The organism is Clostridium sp. MF28 (genome assembly GCF_002969175.1).
GTDB lineage: Bacteria > Bacillota > Clostridia > Clostridiales > Clostridiaceae > Clostridium > Clostridium beijerinckii.
The window spans coordinates 1,053,016-1,070,628 of the sequence record NZ_CP014331.1 but is presented as its reverse complement, the minus strand read 5'-3'; the positions used below and the strand labels follow the sequence as shown (position 1 = coordinate 1,070,628).

17 protein-coding genes are annotated in these 17,613 nt (G+C 27.4%); 16 read left to right on the top strand and 1 reads right to left on the bottom strand.

Features of this window, described 5'->3' with window-relative positions; translation table 11 throughout:
- The first annotated feature begins 13 nt into the window (after positions 1 to 13).
- Positions 14 to 298, top strand: a complete 285-nt coding sequence (locus tag AXY43_RS04575) for a hypothetical protein (RefSeq protein WP_105411091.1) — start codon at positions 14 to 16, stop codon at positions 296 to 298.
- A 499-nt stretch (positions 299 to 797) separates the two neighbouring features.
- On the opposite strand, the gene AXY43_RS27610 is transcribed toward AXY43_RS04575, so the two are convergent.
- Positions 798 to 935, bottom strand: coding sequence for a hypothetical protein (locus AXY43_RS27610; protein ID WP_155715530.1), 138 nt, complete (start codon positions 933 to 935; stop codon positions 798 to 800).
- A 274-nt stretch (positions 936 to 1,209) separates the two neighbouring features.
- Here AXY43_RS27610 and AXY43_RS04570 point away from each other — a divergent pair, with 274 nt between their 5' ends.
- The 15 genes from AXY43_RS04570 to AXY43_RS04510 all read left to right on the top strand — a co-directional run bounded on the left by AXY43_RS04570 (position 1,210) and on the right by AXY43_RS04510 (position 17,452).
- Positions 1,210 to 2,193 carry an HD-GYP domain-containing protein gene (locus AXY43_RS04570; RefSeq protein WP_105411090.1) on the top strand — a complete coding sequence of 328 codons (984 nt, stop codon included), beginning with the start codon at positions 1,210 to 1,212 and terminating at the stop codon, positions 2,191 to 2,193.
- A gap of 168 nt (positions 2,194 to 2,361) precedes the next feature.
- On the top strand, positions 2,362 to 2,532 hold the full coding sequence (locus tag AXY43_RS27605) for a hypothetical protein (RefSeq protein ID WP_167514421.1): 171 nt from the start codon (positions 2,362 to 2,364) through the stop codon (positions 2,530 to 2,532).
- A 166-nt stretch (positions 2,533 to 2,698) separates the two neighbouring features.
- Positions 2,699 to 2,956, top strand: coding sequence for a hypothetical protein (locus AXY43_RS04565; protein WP_012059465.1), 258 nt, complete (start codon positions 2,699 to 2,701; stop codon positions 2,954 to 2,956).
- 224 nt (positions 2,957 to 3,180) lie between these two features.
- On the top strand, positions 3,181 to 3,351 hold the full coding sequence (locus AXY43_RS27600) for a hypothetical protein (protein WP_181246120.1): 171 nt from the start codon (positions 3,181 to 3,183) through the stop codon (positions 3,349 to 3,351).
- 650 nt (positions 3,352 to 4,001) lie between these two features.
- Positions 4,002 to 4,439 carry a YmaF family protein gene (locus AXY43_RS04560; protein ID WP_077829138.1) on the top strand — a complete coding sequence of 146 codons (438 nt, stop codon included), beginning with the start codon at positions 4,002 to 4,004 and terminating at the stop codon, positions 4,437 to 4,439.
- 311 nt (positions 4,440 to 4,750) lie between these two features.
- Entirely contained in the window at positions 4,751 to 5,893 is a 1,143-nt protein-coding gene (fliB, locus tag AXY43_RS04555; RefSeq protein WP_039769457.1) for a flagellin lysine-N-methylase, read from the top strand.
- A gap of 653 nt (positions 5,894 to 6,546) precedes the next feature.
- On the top strand, positions 6,547 to 6,990 hold the full coding sequence (locus AXY43_RS04550) for a hypothetical protein (RefSeq protein WP_039769456.1): 444 nt from the start codon (positions 6,547 to 6,549) through the stop codon (positions 6,988 to 6,990).
- Between the two features lie 255 nt (positions 6,991 to 7,245).
- Positions 7,246 to 8,067, top strand: a complete 822-nt coding sequence (gene nudC / locus AXY43_RS04545; protein WP_105411089.1) for an NAD(+) diphosphatase — start codon at positions 7,246 to 7,248, stop codon at positions 8,065 to 8,067.
- Between the two features lie 391 nt (positions 8,068 to 8,458).
- Positions 8,459 to 8,956, top strand: coding sequence for a DUF3850 domain-containing protein (locus AXY43_RS04540; protein WP_105411088.1), 498 nt, complete (start codon positions 8,459 to 8,461; stop codon positions 8,954 to 8,956).
- Positions 8,957 to 9,618: 662 nt separating this feature from the next.
- Positions 9,619 to 10,509, top strand: a complete 891-nt coding sequence (locus AXY43_RS04535) for a cation diffusion facilitator family transporter (protein ID WP_105411087.1) — start codon at positions 9,619 to 9,621, stop codon at positions 10,507 to 10,509.
- A gap of 597 nt (positions 10,510 to 11,106) precedes the next feature.
- Positions 11,107 to 12,654 carry an acyl CoA:acetate/3-ketoacid CoA transferase gene (locus tag AXY43_RS04530; protein ID WP_012059458.1) on the top strand — a complete coding sequence of 516 codons (1,548 nt, stop codon included), beginning with the start codon at positions 11,107 to 11,109 and terminating at the stop codon, positions 12,652 to 12,654.
- A gap of 30 nt (positions 12,655 to 12,684) precedes the next feature.
- A complete protein-coding gene (locus tag AXY43_RS04525) occupies positions 12,685 to 13,320 on the top strand; it encodes a class II aldolase/adducin family protein (RefSeq protein ID WP_023976985.1) in 636 nt (211 codons plus the stop codon).
- 479 nt (positions 13,321 to 13,799) lie between these two features.
- Entirely contained in the window at positions 13,800 to 15,206 is a 1,407-nt protein-coding gene (locus tag AXY43_RS04520; RefSeq protein WP_077869473.1) for an amino acid permease, read from the top strand.
- Positions 15,207 to 15,402: 196 nt separating this feature from the next.
- A complete protein-coding gene (locus AXY43_RS04515) occupies positions 15,403 to 15,612 on the top strand; it encodes an alpha/beta-type small acid-soluble spore protein (protein WP_012059455.1) in 210 nt (69 codons plus the stop codon).
- A gap of 442 nt (positions 15,613 to 16,054) precedes the next feature.
- Entirely contained in the window at positions 16,055 to 17,452 is a 1,398-nt protein-coding gene (locus tag AXY43_RS04510) for a prolyl oligopeptidase family serine peptidase (protein ID WP_077869472.1), read from the top strand.
- The last annotated feature ends 161 nt before the right edge of the window (positions 17,453 to 17,613 follow it).

Here is a 17,613-nt window from a genome sequence, read left to right as displayed (position 1 = left end):
GGGTGTTTATATCATGGAAAAAGAAATTGAGGATCTAGAAATTAGAGATGATAAAGAATTAGAAATTAGAAATAAAGTTACAAAAAGGGATAAGAAGATATTGCAAAAGGCAATAAGTGGAATAAAGGGATGGAGCTTTAATCCAATAGCTGTAGTAAGTAATGGAATAGAAGAGTATTATTTTATTTGTAAAGTAAAAACAATAATAGAAAATTTGCAAATGACTATGGCGAGGATATATGTTAAAGTTCAAGATGGAAATAAGCCTAGATTATTAGCTATAGAAGAGATAGTATAAAAGCCTTGTAGCAAGTAAAATTGTTGTATAGGAATGGTTTGGAAAATAAAAAAATGTTAATAATTAAATTGTTAAACCTTTTTTCATAATTTATCAAAAGCAGCAATTAGGAATGGTCCAATTGCTGCTTATATTTATTTTCTTAGAAATAATCATAAAGAAAGATCTTCACATAGATAAACATTATAATAGCTTAGTCTTATGAAACAATCTACCAAAAAGGAGAAACATTATTATTTCATAGGCTATGAAAATTTCGCTGAAAGCGCTAAATTACAGATTGCACTACTAGTGATTGCTCTCGATTTCGTTGTGAGAAGTATTAATTGATAAAAAATATCAATTAATATTGATTATCTTATGATGATGTGCTAATATATGAATATACAAAAGATATTCAAATCCCCTTTACCCCTCATAATTAATAGATAAAAAAATGCAGTCATATGATGGCTGCATTTTATTTTGCAATTTAAAACAGCGATATTAAGTTTTATTATTATTTTATTATTTTTAACTCATCTTGTAGCTGTTTTTGCATGTCTTGCATATAGTCGTCTATATTTTTATTTTTCGCAGAACTCAAAAATATACTTATTACTATAAAAATTAAAAATATTAGACTTAATATAATCATAAACTACACCTCACTTATCTAAAGTATTAACAAAAAAGCGTAATTGTATTACGACTATTTTCAACAATTAGATTAAAAACAAAAAAATATCTAGATAAAATTTCGTCAATAAATAATTTGATAAAACTTAACATATTAAACAAATGTAGCATAAAATAAGATATTCAGATTATAATGGGTAAAATTAAAAAATTGACCAATAAAATATATTTTATTATAATTTATAATAGCAATATAAAAACAAATGAAATGTTTATGAGAGGAGAAGAATCATATGAGATTAGTTATACTAAACGAAAAAGCAATGGACAAAGAGCTTGCGGTTCCTATTTATACGCAATCAGGAATGATATATTTAAATAGAGGTGCAAAAATTAATGAAAGAAATATTGAACAAATAAAGAAAATAGGTATAAGCACAGTCTATATAGATGATGGTATAAATGATGTTAATTTACAAGAAATATATGATGCCCCGCTAAGATTAAAAGCAATTAAAGAGTTAAAGAATGTATTTGATGAATGCAAAAGAAAAAAATATGTTCCTGAACAACCAGTAATAAAAATAGTTGAAGAAATAATTGAAAATATAAATATTTCAGAAAATGCCTATTTATATAACAACTTAGCTAAAAATGATAAAGACCTTGAATTATGTACTCATTCGTTGAATGTAGCATTATTATCAATAATAATTGGTTATAAGAAAAAATATAGTCAGGACAAGATTTTAAAGCTAGGAATTGGAGCTATATTACATGATATTGGTAAAATGGTTTCTAATGGGGAAGATCATACTATCGAAGGGTATAAATTGGTAAAAAGTAATAATTATTTTTCGGCAACATTATGTACTTGCATACGCTCACATCATGAAAATGAAGATGGAAGCGGTTATCCTGAAAAATTAAAAGGGGACAAGATATATGAGTTTGCAAAGATTGTTTCTATTTGTAATGAATATATTAATATATTAGATTCTGATGATTCTATCTTGCCACACCATGCAATTGAAGTATTAGCAGCAATGGGGCAGCAAAGATTCAGTAATGATATATATAAGGATTTTGTTGGATCGATTTATTGTTACCCTAATGGTTTGACTGTAAAGTTGAGTAATGGGTTAGAGGCCATGGTTATTAAGCAAAATATAAACATGCCAACAAGGCCTATAGTTGCATTTAAGGAAAATGATAATATAAAATATATTGATTTAGTTAATAATCTTACTATATTTATTGAAGAAGTAGTATATTAAAGTAGATATTTTAGTTAGCCACGAGATTGTGGTTAACTATTTTTTTATTAAATAACTATCGAAGAAATATTATAGGATATATTATAGAAAATACTTCATATCCTAAAATTTTAGTACCCAAATTTATACATGTAAATTGTATTATAGATATAGAAGGAGGTGGTGAATATGGGGAATATAATTAAGATAATTATGTATTCAGAGATTAAGAAGGATAAGAAGAGTAAAATTAAATTAAGAGTTTTAGAAGAAAATATTTTAAAATATAACTATTGGCTAAAAGTAACACATAGAGAGGACAAAATCGAAAATTATGAAGAATTTTTACGAGCTCGATAATTACTAAGAGGTAGATTAGATTTTAAGTTTAATCTGTCTCTTTTGTTTTTAATAAAGCAGAATCTTTATTTTTTTGTAATATTATATTAAGAAAAGCTTTATATAATTGATTAATAACTGACAAAAACCGGTAATAATATAATTACAGGAGAAGGTGTTTGTTTATATGTTAAAAGAAAATAGAAAAATGGAAATCAGAAGTGAAATTTCTATAGAAGAAAAAGTAATGCTAAATGATGCGTTAGATGGCATAAATGGATTCAAATTTGATCCTATAACAGTAATTACTAATGGTGTCGAGGACTATTATTTTATATGTAAAGTAAAGGTAATAATAAAAAGTTTGAGAATGAAGATAGCAAAGGTACATGTTAGAGTTTCTAATAACAATCCTCAATTATTAAGGATTGAAGGTATAGAATAAATTTATTTTAATTTTTATGAGATTTATGTAATTATATATAAATACAATTTTAAAAATATTTTATTTATTAATTATATCACTAGATGGATAGTAAATATAATATAATTTTAAAATAACAAATAATTATTCTTAAATAGTATTGAATATTTTATAATAATCTGGTAATATATATTTGAAGATAAAAATAATAAATAATATTTAATATTTAAGAAAGGAGAGTTATTATGGGTAACTTAATGAAAATCAATATATATGCTGAAAAAAAGAAAAAGATTGGAAAAGTTATAAGAATTAACAAGTTAGAAGAGACTATTTTAACTTATAATAACTGGCTAAAGAAGAATAATAGAGAGGATAGAATAGAGAGCTATGAGGAATTTTTACAAGCTCAATAATATTTATTATTAGAGGTAAATTAAATTGTATGATTTGATTTACCTCTATTTTTTAAAATTTTAAAATATTAATCGATAAAAGTTATTAATTAATATGGACTATTTAAAAATAATATGCTATTATATAAATACACAATATATTCAAATCCTAAATAACTCTCTCTCAAGTTTAACCATTAGATGCAGTCATTATTTGGCTGCATCTTTATTTTATTAGACCTAATTTATATAGCATTCTTTGAAAGAACTTTAGAATATTTTGTCAAAATTTATGTTATGAAAAATAGTTACTAGTTTAAAGTATTGTGATATTATAAAAGTGATTTGATAAAAGATTCTTCATCTATAAAGGTGGTATTGTCATGTACAATGCCACCTTTTTTAAAATTTAATTTTAAGAATTAAAATATTATGATCTATTTGCGATTGTTTAAAAAGATTTTTTATATAGAAATTTCGATTTTAATGGTTCAATGTTAAGGAACGGAATGTCTAACTTATACAAAATTTTATAGAAATTAAATCCACTTGAAATGGTGGATTTACTATAGGAAAGCAATAAAAATATGGTATGTTACTAAGTAATCACACAAATATGCGAGCAAACATAAAATATTATATATGTTTTAATAACGGAGGAGGAGCTTACGGTGAGATACAATTGTAATAATAACGGGAGATGCAGCTGTGGTTATAAAAATAACCAAAATGATAAAAATGAGGATAACTGTAACTATGTAGATATTAGCTATAGAATAAAGAATCATAATCATGAATATTTATCAAGTACAGATTATGCAAAAGATGATGAATGTGTGAGACATAATCATCGAATTGCCGGTATGACTGGTCCTGCAATAGAATGTGGGAATTCGCACGTTCATAAAATAGAAGGACGTACAGATACTTTTTGTGATCACTATCATAATCTTTGTGATACAACAGGTCCAGCTATTTACCTTCCAGACGGAAAGCATATTCATTTAGTAAAGGGTAAAACAGCTTGTGCAGATGGACATTATCATGATTATTATTTTACTACTTTAGTTGAAGATCCTACAAACGTTCCGAAAGATAAAGATTGCTAGATTTAAACACCAATAAAAGAAGCTTACCATTAAATAACTTCTAAAATATATATATTATAGATGTTTGATTATCACACTTTATGTATAATAGAGTGTGATTTGAATTTCGCCTTATATATTTCATTGCAGTATTTCATCTATCATGTACATTTTTGCGAGATTAAGTATGATATAATGAAATTGAAATAGTAATAATATTATTATATAAACTTATTGGAATTATATCTCTAAATAAAGTGAAATATATAAATAAGTCTATATTGGAATATGATAAATTACTCTTAAGGACGTAAGAAGATTGGAGCTAGTAAATGAAAATAAACGTTTTTTTACCTAAATATATGGAAAAATTTAAATGCATAAACTCAAGTTGCATTGATACTTGTTGTGCAGGGTGGGATATAAATATAGATGAGGATACTTATAATAATTACACTAATAGCACTGGTGAACTTAAAGAATTATTGGAAGGAAAGTTTTTTTTTAATGAAGCTGAACACGATTTTTTTAATAATGGTTTCATGGCACTAAAAGACGGTAATAGATGTCCTTTCTTAAATTGTAATATGCTTTGTGATATACATGGTGGATTTGGGGAAAAGAATCTTTGTATAACTTGTAAAAGTTATCCTAGAGTATTTAATATTGTCGATAATATTTACGAAAAGAGTGGATTACCTTCTTGTATTGAAATATGTACAAAAGCGTTTTTGGATAAAGATAAGATGGAGTTTATAGAGAACGAAGAAGAAATAAATGAGAATGATATTGAGATAAGAAGAATTATAGATAGTGAAGCTTTTGAAGGAACTGAAAGTCTTTTTCAATATTTCTGGGACATAAGGGTGATATCTATAAATATTATTCAATTGAGAGAATATTCGATAGAGGAACGGTTAAATATTCTTAAGAATTTTTACTGGAAAATTCAGAGTTCATATAAATTAAATGATTTTGATGGAATAGAGAAGTTATTAGATGATTTTAACAATGAATACATAGATTATGAGTCGTTAAAAGGAATGAATTTCAAGGAAAATAATGATTTTTATATGGATATTGCTAAGGATGATTTACTTGAAAATATAAGAGGTATAAGGCTTAAGCAATGTGTTAATGAATACAAAGATGGGATTTTTAATAAAAATGATTTACGCACGTATCTAGAAGAAAATCCTAGATATTTTGATGAGATAGATGAGTATTCATACATTTTAGAGAATTACTTAGTAAATCAGATTTTTAAAGACTTAATTCCTTTTAATAAAGGAGAAGAGTTTTTAGAAAGTATTAAAGTTCTTATTAATACCTATAAAATAATAAAAGCTTATATAATAGGAATTGCTATGAATTCCAAAGAAAAGATAAATGAACAGCAGATTATAAGAGTTATTCAATCTCTAAGCAAGGACATAGAGCACAATAAGGTGTTTAAGGAATTGCTGGAAAGGTAGGATTAGAAGCTAATTTATAGGAATATAATAGAGATAGTATTATTAATTAAAAAATACTATCTCTATTTTAAGTGTGGTTGAGTAATAATGCTTTCCTTTAGAATTATTGACAGGGTAGTAAGGAAATATACATATATTTTAAAATTATTATATAAAAATTTTATACATTAAATACATATGTTGTAATGATAAACTCACATTCAAAATTATAGTAAGTTAAGTACTCAATTAAAATAATCAATGTAGGAATCCAACTGTAGCACATATAGATAGTTATTATAAATAAATTTAAAATACAAAATAGAGATAGTATTAGTGAATTCTAAAATACTATCTCTATTTTAAATTTAGGTCGGGTTATTATGTTTTCAATAATATTATTAACAAAGTACAGAAAAATATACGTTTTTTAAATAACTTTTATAGTTTTATTATTCAGGTTAAAGCTTAGATATATTGGAATATTTCTTTAGTAATTAATAGCAAATATTATAAAGCAGCATAATATAGTACTAAGTGATTGCTAATTTTAACAAAGTTCTGGTAAAAAATATTATCAGATTTCTAATAGCATAATTGATAAATTAAAAGCTATATAAATAGAGCTTCTATAAATCAAACAATTTTATGGAAATTACAAAGGAGAGAAAAAAATGGATTACAAAGATAATAAAGAAGAATACGATTATTATTTTGAAAATGAGCTTGACTTTGATTTTGATGACCTAGAGGATGAGTTTGATTTCTTTGGAAAAGAAGAATGCGAATTTGAAGAAAAAGACGATTATGAATATGATCAAAAAGAAGAATGTGAATATGATCAAAAAGAAGAATGTGAATTTGCTGAAAGAGAAGATTGGGATTTAGGCGGAAGAGAAGAGTGTGACTTTGATAAAGATGAAGATTATATCCCAAAGATGATGGAAAAAGTTTTCAAAGAAGGTTTTGAAAAAGGAAAGTACGAAGGGTATAAAAAAGGCTGTAGAGATGGTTATGAAAGAGCAAAACGTCAACTTATAGAGTATATGAAAAAGAATAAATGCTGCTTCAAATGTCGTAAATCTCATCATAAACATCACTGCTGTAAAAAACACTAATATAAGGCCAAGGGTTATTATATAAAATAATAGTTTATTTATTAAGAGGGGTTATACAAAATGCTCCTCTTTGTATGTTTAATAAGGCGAATTTTATTGAATTATTCGATACATAAGTTATTTTTAGTTAATTTAGGTTAAATGTATATGCTTACCTTAATTTAAATTAAATGTTATAATAAAGATTATTTATTATTACTTTACATTAGGTATCAGTTTTAAATGGTAAAGTGTTTTGAAAGGAATTAATTTAAGATGGAGAATAATTTTAATATATTATCTAATATAACGAAAAAAAGTAGGCCTGAGGATTTGTGTTTTTTGATATTTAAAGGCAGTTTATTAGTGAAGAGAAATGGGGAAGTATTAAGTATTCCTGTTTTTGACGAAATTATGAGATTAGGTGCTAAATATGAAAAAGAGTTCCTTCTTGGAAAAATTGAAGATAAGTTTTGCTTTGCAATAGAAGTTTCTTCAGGAATTAAATTGGAAAATAATTTTGAGTTAATATCATTATATGAAATAGGACCGATATTAGAAGAAGAATTATTTTTAGCAGCAGGAAGAGCTAACCAAATATTAAATTGGGATAAAACACATAAATTTTGCGGGAAATGTGGATCTAGAACAGAAGAAAAAATTGATGAAATGGCTAAAGTTTGTCCGAGCTGCAATAACGTAATGTATCCTGTAATATGTCCTGCTATAATAGTTGCTGTAATAAAAGGAGATGAAATTCTTCTTGCCCATAATGGAGGATTTAAAAATGATATGTATAGTTTGATTGCAGGATTTGTAGAGGCTGGAGAAGATTTAGAGAGTACAGTCAAAAGAGAAGTTTTTGAAGAAGTTGGAATAAAGGTTAAGAATATTAAATATTATAAAAGTTCTTCTTGGTCATTTCCTAACTCATTAATGGTTGGATTTTTTGCAGAATATGAATCAGGAGAAATAAATGTTGATGGAAAAGAGATAGTTGATGCGCAATGGTTCTCACAAGAAAGCTTCCCTAATATACCTAAAAAGTTTACTTTGGCAAGAAAATTAATAGATGAATTTATAGAAAAAATTAAGTAATGAATTAGAACATATCTATAAAAACTAGACTTATGTGATAACTTACCGAAATCATAAATATTTTGATTCCGAAAAGCTATGAAAATATCTCTGAAGGTTCTAAGCAGTAGGTTGTATCCACTTTAGCATGCTCCAACTTTCAGTTTGACAAGCTAAAATGGAACAACCTACAATTTAGTACTTTCAGCGAAATTTTCATAGTCCTGCGAAATAACAATGTTTCTACTTTCAGTGGATTATTTATATATTAATTGGAGATTACATAATTTAAAAGCTTTTATTAAGAATAGTAGAAGTATTTTTTGACACAATAGTTATATAGAGCAAATACTCAATTTATTTAAGTCTAAAATTTTAAAATATAATACACTATAGAAAGAAGATGATTTAAATGATACATGAGCTAAAAATAACGCCTAATAACTATAAAGTGATAAGAGATGGAAGTAAAACTTTTGAATTAGTAGAATACAATAGGGAGTTTAGTGTTAGAGACATTCTTGTATTTGAAGAATATGAAGACTCAATCGGATATACGGGAAGAAAAATTATTAAAGAAATTTCATATGTTTCTAATAAAGGCGAAGATGGATTAAGTGATGATCTTTGTATACTTGGATTAAAAAATACATTATGTGTAGAATTAAAAAATGTAGATTCTGATGAAATAACTTTAATGAATCAGTTGAGAAAAGTTGAAAAGGAAAATAATGAGTTTGAGACTGCAGTGGTGAAAAATCATGTCAATAGAGCAGTAGAAGAATTCTGGGATAAAGTACAATCTTCATTGGGGGCATTAGAGAAGATTGGAATAAAAGCTGATATTGTAATTCAGGATTATCCAGAGCACCTAGAAAAAATTAGAAGTGAATTACCACACAAAGTATAAAAGAGATAGCTAATTATATAAATATAATTCTATAGAATGCTTAACAAAATGCTTTTTTCAATTAATACCAATATACTATTTGCAATAGCTTTTTAAAGTAATCTTATATTTTTGTACAAGCTGGCATGAATGTGAATAATTAGATATATTGGAAATAAGGATTTTCGATAATGGTTATATATGTTAAAATTCACAATGCACATTTCACAATTGCGTTAAAGTTCTTGTAATATTTTTTAGAATTATGATGAAGGATTATTTTTGCAATATATTAATTTAAAATGGAGGATTCGGAAGATGGGCTTCTGAGTCCTTTTTGTTGTCTGTATTTCTTTTTATATAATATTTGAGCTAATAGATCGTGGACTATATGAGATATCAATTAGAATTTATTTTCAACTGATAATAATAAGTACTTGATATATTGTTATATATATTAACATATATACAACAATAACATACTATAGAAGTATAAAATATATTACCAATTGATAATTAATGAGCAAACTATTATTAAAATAATTGATGAAGCAGGATGTAGAATAAACTTTTTTAGAAGTAACATAAAGAAAAAATAATAATATATTAGTCATCTATAGTTGAATTCATCAACCAATTTATTATAGTTACTTAAATTTTATTAATTAAAAGTAGGTGTAATTTTGGAGAAAAACAATTTTAAAGAAATAAAAAGAGTGCTTTGGATTATTATGTTTGCAAATATAATAATAGCTTTTATAAAAATAGTAATTGGTACTTTTGCAAATAGTTCGAGTATAGTGGCAGATGGATTTCATTCAATAACAGATGGATCATCTAATATTATTGGACTTATTGGGGTAGGAATAGCAGCCAAGCCTATTGACGAAGAGCATCCTTATGGACATAAGAAATATGAAACACTTACAGGATTATTTATTGTTGGAATGTTAGTTTTTATAGGTGGAAAGATTATAATCGATGGGATTAATAAATTTATGCATCCAGTTAGACCAGAAATTACAACGATCAGTCTAATTGTAATGCTTGTTACACTATGCATTAATATATTTATTACAAAGTATGAATATAAGAGGGGACTAGAGTTAAAGAGTACAATTCTAATTTCTGATTCAATGCATACAAAAAGTGATGTATTTGTAACCATCGGTGTAATTATAGCTGTTAGCGCAATAAAATTGGGAATATCGCCACTTATAGATAGTTTTGCTTCTGTTGTAGTTGCTATCTTTATATTTCATTCTGCCTATGAAATATTCAGAGCTGCTAGCGATATTTTAGTTGATAGTATTGCAGTAGAAGCTGGGACAATAAAAGAAATTACAATGTCCCAGAAAAGTGTAAAAGGTGTTCATAAAATAAGAAGTCGTGGAACTATTGAAGATATGCATATAGATATGCATGTTTTAGCAGATTCAAGAATGAGTCTTGAAGAGTCGCATAAATTAACTCATGAAATTCAAGATGCGTTAAGAAAGGAATTTAATAATAATGCCGATGTAATTGTTCATTTAGAGCCATATAGAGAAAATATGAATAATAGAGCAACTTAATATATAACATATATTGCTGATTATAAGTCAGAATATAACAAAAGAGAAAACAATATAAGTTTTATATTTTATAATATAGTAGTAACTCCTTTGATTTTAAGACAATCAGAGGAGTTATTGCTGTATTAAAGAGGGAAAATTTAAATGTTAAATGGTTTTATTGGAGAACATATATTGCAAGAATTTTAGACGTAATTATGCATTTTGAATTGCAACATATATGTTAAAGCGATATGTGAAATATAATGTTGTTATTTGGTAATCAATAATAAATTGAAAAATAGTTAAAAAAATATCAATATATATTAACCAATATGTGATTGCTTTCATAAAATGTAAGTATAATCAGATAATAAATATTTTGATTTAATTTTATATTTTAAATTTTTTTGAAAAATGTGGGAGAAATATAGAAATGTTAGCGATATCAATACATTAACAATAAAAAATAGATTTTTGAATAATAATGGATTAAAAAATAATTCTGAATTGTCAGAAAATTAGATTGACAAAAAATAGACAAGCTATTAAAATAAAGGTAAGAGGAATTGATAAAAAAATAACAAAGGCTATTATATTTTTCAGGAGATGATATTTATGGTAAAAATAATTAATTCTAAAGAAGCAGCAGATTTGGTAAAAGACAATAATGTTTTAGCAACATCAGGTTTCGCATTACTAGGAGTTCCAGAATCATTAATCAAAAGATTGGAAGAAAGATTTTTAGAAGAAAATAGCCCCAAAAATCTAACATTAATGTTTGCAGCAGCATCAGGTGATAGAGGAAGTAAAGGATTAAATCACTTAGCACATGAAGGGCTAACAGGTAGAGTTATAGGAGGACATTTTGGCTTAGCACCTAAGATAGGCGCATTAATTAGAGATAATAAAACATATGCATATAATTTACCGCAAGGAGTTATGTGTCATATGTTTAGAGATAAAGCAAGTAATAGGACTGGCACTATAACTAAAGTTGGATTAAACACTTTTGTAGATCCTAGAGTAGAGGGAGGAAAAGCAAATTCAATAACTAAGGATGATATAGTACAAGTAATAGATATATTAGGTGAAGAAAATTTAATATATAAATGTCCAAAGATAGATATTGCTTTTATTAGAGGAACATATGCAGATGAAAAAGGAAATATTACAATGGACCATGAAGCTACTTATTCTGAGGCTGCATGTATAGCTCAAGCAGTTAAAAATTGCGGAGGAACTGTAGTAGTTCAGGTTGAGAAGATTGTTAAATTTGGAACATTGGATCCAAGAGCTGTGAAGATACCTAGAATATATGTTGACTATATAGTTGAAGCAGAAGATAAAGAAGATCAAGCTCAAATATTAGGATACAATTATGACCCTTCATTAACTGGAGAGGCAAATATGGTGGTCGATGGATTAGCACCTTTAAAATTAGATGAAAGAAAAATTATCGGAAGAAGAGCTGCAATGGAATTAGTAAAAGGACAAGTTGTGAATATCGGGATTGGAATGCCAGAAGCAATTTCAAATGTTGCTAATGAAGAAGGAATATGTGATTACTTTACGTTAACTGTAGAACCAGGAGCTATAGGGGGAATTCCTCAAGGCGGTAATAAATTTGGAGCATCAATAAACCCAGAATGTATGTATGATCAACCAACACAATTTGATTTCTACGATGGAGGCGGATTGGATATAGCATTCTTAGGTCTTGCAGAAGTAGACAAGCAGGGAAATATAAATGTAAGTAAATTTGGACCAAAGGTGCCAGGCTGTGGTGGATTTATTAACATTACTCAAAGCTCGAAGAAAGTAGTCTTCTGTGGAACTTTTACAGCTAAAGGATTAGACATAAAAATAGAAGATGGGAAATTAAAAATTATAAATGATGGATCAAATAAAAAATTTGTAGACTCTGTTCAGCAGATTACTTTTAGTGGAAATCGTGCAACGAAGTTAAAGCAACCTGTTATGTATATAACAGAAAGAGCTGTATTTGAGTTAAAAGAAGATGGATTACATTTAACTGAAATTGCACCTGGAGTAAATCTTGAAAAAGATATATTAGCTGCAATGGATTTTGCACCAATAGTAGATAAAGATCTTAAATTAATGGATGCTAGAATATTTGAAGATAAAGTAATGGGATTAAATTAAGTGAGTGTTATGGTGAAGGAGAGTGTAAGTATGTTAGAAAACTTAAAAATCAAACTTATAAAAATTGCTAAAGACGCAGAAAAATATAACTTATGCATAGAAAAAATAGGAAGTTTTAGTATTAAAGACGAAAGTTCTGGTTATGTAATTATAACACCATCAAAAATTAAAATAGAGGATTTATGTAAAGAACATGTTTGTGTTGTAGATTTAAATGGAAATAAAGTTGAAACAATGGATGGAATTGAGCCAAATAGTGATATGCAAATGCATCTTGATATATATAAGGCTCGAAAAGATATAAAAGCTTTTATGCATATTCACCCAGTTTATGCGACTACTTTTGCGGTAGCTAATAAAGTAATTCCTCCAGTAACTTATGATGCGGCAAACTACGGAGGTTATATATATTTAGCTAATTATGAAAAAGCAAAAACTAATGATCCAGCAAAAGACTTAGTAGAAAGATTGAGCACAAGTGATGCTTGTTTATTAGAAAGTAACGGAGTAATTGTTGTTAGTAAAGATATAGAAGATGTATTATCTAAAGGAAGATATGTTGAAAAAGTAGCCGAAGTTTATTATAGAGCGTTAACTTTAAATCAATTTAAAGAACCTAAAAGATTTACAAGAGAAGAATTGATGGCTTATCTTATAGCTCAATAAAATTTTACAATAATCTTATTATAAAGTGCCGAGCTTATGCCTCTTATCGTTTTAAAGTAATGATAAGAGATATAAGTTCGGCATTTTTTAATAAATTTCTTCATTTATTACTAATATTATTCTTATATTTGTTTAAAATAATGATGGATATTATAGGTTTAAATTTATTTAGAAACATAGATTAAAAATAATGCAGTAATTTTTTGTTGGGTTTTCGTCGTTAACCTATGATTTTCTTCCTTATATTAGGACTTTGCATAATATTATGTTAAAAAGTATTGGTTTTTTAAGAGAAAAATTAAAAAATATATAAATTATTAATGTGTTAATGTCTTGCCTAATATTATAAAAATATGATAATATATTAATTGATTTGTTGTACTTTTAAAATTTCTAGATAAATATTTAATATGTTATATAGAGGTATATAGTTATTAAGAGATTTTTGACGAATGGATTAAGTAAATAGGAGGACCTATATGAATATTTTTAAGAAAAAATCGTTAGATAAAATGCTAGAAGGCGCGCAAAAGTCAGCTTTAAAGAAAAATCTTAAAGCAAAAGACATAGCTGCCTTTGGTATTGGAGCAGTAGTAGGGGTAGGTATTTTTGTTGCCACAGGGACAGGAGCACATTTAGCTGGACCAGCTGTAATTATTTCATTTATTTTAGCAGGTATAGTAGCTGGCCTTTGTGCATTGTGTTATTGTGAACTTTCAACTATGTTTCCAGTTGCGGGAAGTACATATTCTTATTCATACATAGTATTTGGTGAAATAGTAGCTATGATAATTGGATGGTGCCTTACTGCAGAATATTTAGTTGCATGTAGTGCGGTTGCATCAGGTTGGTCAGGAACCTTTATTGGAATATTAAAATCAGTGGGTGTAACACTTCCACAAGCTTTGATAACGTCACCAAGTAAAGGTGGAATAGTGGATTTACCAGCTGTATTAATAATTGCAATAATAACTTACATATTATATTACGGTATGAAGGAAAGCGCTAGAGTTAACAATTTAATTGTAGGAATAAAGATAACTATAATTATTGTATTTATAGTTCTTGGAGTATCACATATAAATCCATCTAACTATCAACCTTTTGTACCATTTGGATTTAAGGGGATTTTTGCAGCAACAGCTACTATATTCTTCTCGTTTATAGGATTTGATGCAATATCTACAGCGGCAGAAGAAGCTGAAAATCCTAAAAAAGACATTCCACTTGGACTTATAATTTGTTTAATAGCAGTTACTTTGCTTTATGTTTCAGTTGCAGTTGTGCTTACTGGAATGGTACCTTATAATGAAATAATTTCAGAAAATGCAGTACCAGGAGCTTTAGCTAGAGTTGGTATAAATTGGGGAGCAGCGTTAGTTGGAACTGGGGCTATACTTGGAATGGTTTCTACTATGATGGTTGTACTTTATGGCCAAGTTAGAGTATTCATGGTTATGTCAAGAGATGGACTTTTACCAAAATTATTTTCAAAAGTGCATCCAACACATAAAACTCCACACATTTCAACTATAATAACTGGAAGTATAGCAGCAGTAATAGCAGGATTCTTACCATTAGATATTATAGTAGAATTTTTAAGTACAGGAACATTATTAAGTTTCATTTCTGTATCTGTTGCCGTTATAGTACTTAGAAAAACTATGCCAGATTTCAAAAGAATGTTTAAAACTCCAGGAGTACCATTTACTCCATTAATATCAATAATATGCTGTATAATTTTATTATGCGGATTAAAATTAATAACTTGGATTGGATTTTTAGTATGGCTTGCTATAGGTTTAATAGTGTATTTTGTTTACGGAAGAAAGCATAGTGCACTTCAAAATGAAAGCAATCAAGAAAATTCAGACAAGGCTGTATAATTTATAATACATAAAAAAGTAGTAATCATAGATTGCTACTTTTTTTATGAATTTTAGTACAAGATATTGAAAGTTTTTTCTAATTATAATTTATGATGCTACTTTTGTTAATATTTTTATAGGTTATAATTCATCATAATGGTTAATATATTACTGCCAAGCAAAATTTATATTAATTTAAGGGAGGTAGATATATATGTCTTCAAACAATAGTGGAAGAAACAGAACATTAATACCAGAAGCAAAACAAGGGTTAAACAGATTAAAAACTGAGGTTGCTTCAGAAATTGGATTACAAGACTATGAAAATCAAGATAAAGGAAACCTTTCTTCAAGACAAAACGGAAGCGTTGGTGGATACATGGTTAAACACATGATCGAAAGTTACGAACAAGGTTTAAAGTAATTAAGAACTAAGAACGTAGAAAAAGTTTTCTTTAAAAAACTGTAAATCTCAATTTGCGGTTAAGTAAGGCTGGTAGAGCATTTAATATTAAATTATTTGTTCTACCAGCTTTTTTATTCTTTTGTGAGATTTTTTTACGTGTACTTAAAAAGAATGAGGTTAAAAAATCGTCAGCTTCACAGTTGTCTATCATTTTTTTGGATAAAAATAATAACAAAATTATTGACATTTAATAGCAAAGAAGCTAATATAAACATGTGAAGAAACGATTACAAGATATTGTTATTGTTACTTACTAGATCAGGCGAAACCTTAATTAATGAGAAGAGATATTACCTAGTCTCTTTTGATTAATTGGGGTTTTTATATTCTAATATATAATTCATAGTGATTGAGGATAGGAAAGTCTTATAATCTATATTCTAAATATAGGAGGAAAACAATGAAAAATATGATTAGGAAATATTTAAAAACTATAATATTATGTACTATCGGAGCTAATATGTCTACTTCTTCTACTGTTGATGTTTCCGCTACAAGTAAGCAAATAAATGAAGAATCTTATAGAACCGTTACAGAAACATTTGATTGGGGTCCAGCAATTACAAAAATAATCATTTATTTAGGTGCAACAGTATCAAAGGATTCAATAACCAACGAAACTTTTAAGATACGTGTAGTAAGAACTGAAAATAGGATAGAGAGTCCGATTTTAGGGGAGGCAGAAGGAGAGTGTAAAATCATAAAAGCTTATGTTTCTGATAATGATGGAAATGTCCAATTTAAAGGAAAATATGTAACACTTGAATTGGAAGTTGGACCTGATGTATCTTTAACTTCGCCAATTAACTATGATTTAACTACGAATCTTAATGGATGGGTTAATTGTGATTTTACAATTAAACAAAATAATGATATCGTTACGGATTCGGGCAAAATTTCTGGCTTAGTTATAAATAAATTTGCGGGTGGAACTAAAAAGCTTGTTGATGATTTCAAAATCGGAAGTGCAACTTATGATAACATTACTATAAAATATGTAAGCTATACACCAGAAAATGATTATAGTAAAAAACCATTAATTATTTGGTTACATGGTATTGGTGAAGGAGGGACAGATGGACTTTTACCTATATCAGGGAATAAAGCTGTAAATTTTGCATCAAAAGACATACAAGTATATTTTAACGGTGCATATATTTTAGTTCCTCAGGCACAAACTTTTTGGATGGATGGATTTAATGGTTTTGGAGATGGAAGCTCAAAGTATGAAAAAGCTCTTATGTCATTAATCAAAGATTACGTATCAAAGAATAGTAATATTGACACAAATAGAATTTATATAGGCGGAGATTCTAATGGTGGCTATATGACAATGCTTATGATACGTGATTATGCTGATTATTTTGCAGCAGCCTTCCCAACTTGTGAGGCGCTAAAGGATACATTGATTACTGATAAAGATATTGAAGCGTTTAAGAAAGTGCCAATTTGGTTTACAGCAGCTAAAACAGATACAACAGTACCTCCAGCTGATTATGTAGTCCCAACTTATGATCGTTTAGTGCAAGCCGGTGATACAAATGTTCATTTTTCATTTTTTGATAATGTAATTGATACTACAGGTTTATACAAGAAGGCAGATAACACACCATATGAATATAATGGGCACTGGTCATGGATATACGTATATAATAACCAATGTTCATCAATAATAAATGGAAAAGTAACAACGCTTATGGAATGGCTCTCTGACCAGCAATTAAATAAAGAAACTAAATCTCAAACAGGAATGAGACCTATTACGGTATCTCAGACTATTACTATATCGCAAAACTAACATTTAGTAAGCGCATGCACAGGAGAAATGAAAAAAAGGTATGCTTTGAAAGCAGTTTATATTTTAGAAAAGAGATTCTTATATACAATAGCTATTAAAGCCCTACTTTTAACTTCAAAGTGTATTTCATAGTCTTCATTAGATATTTTTAAATAAAGTAT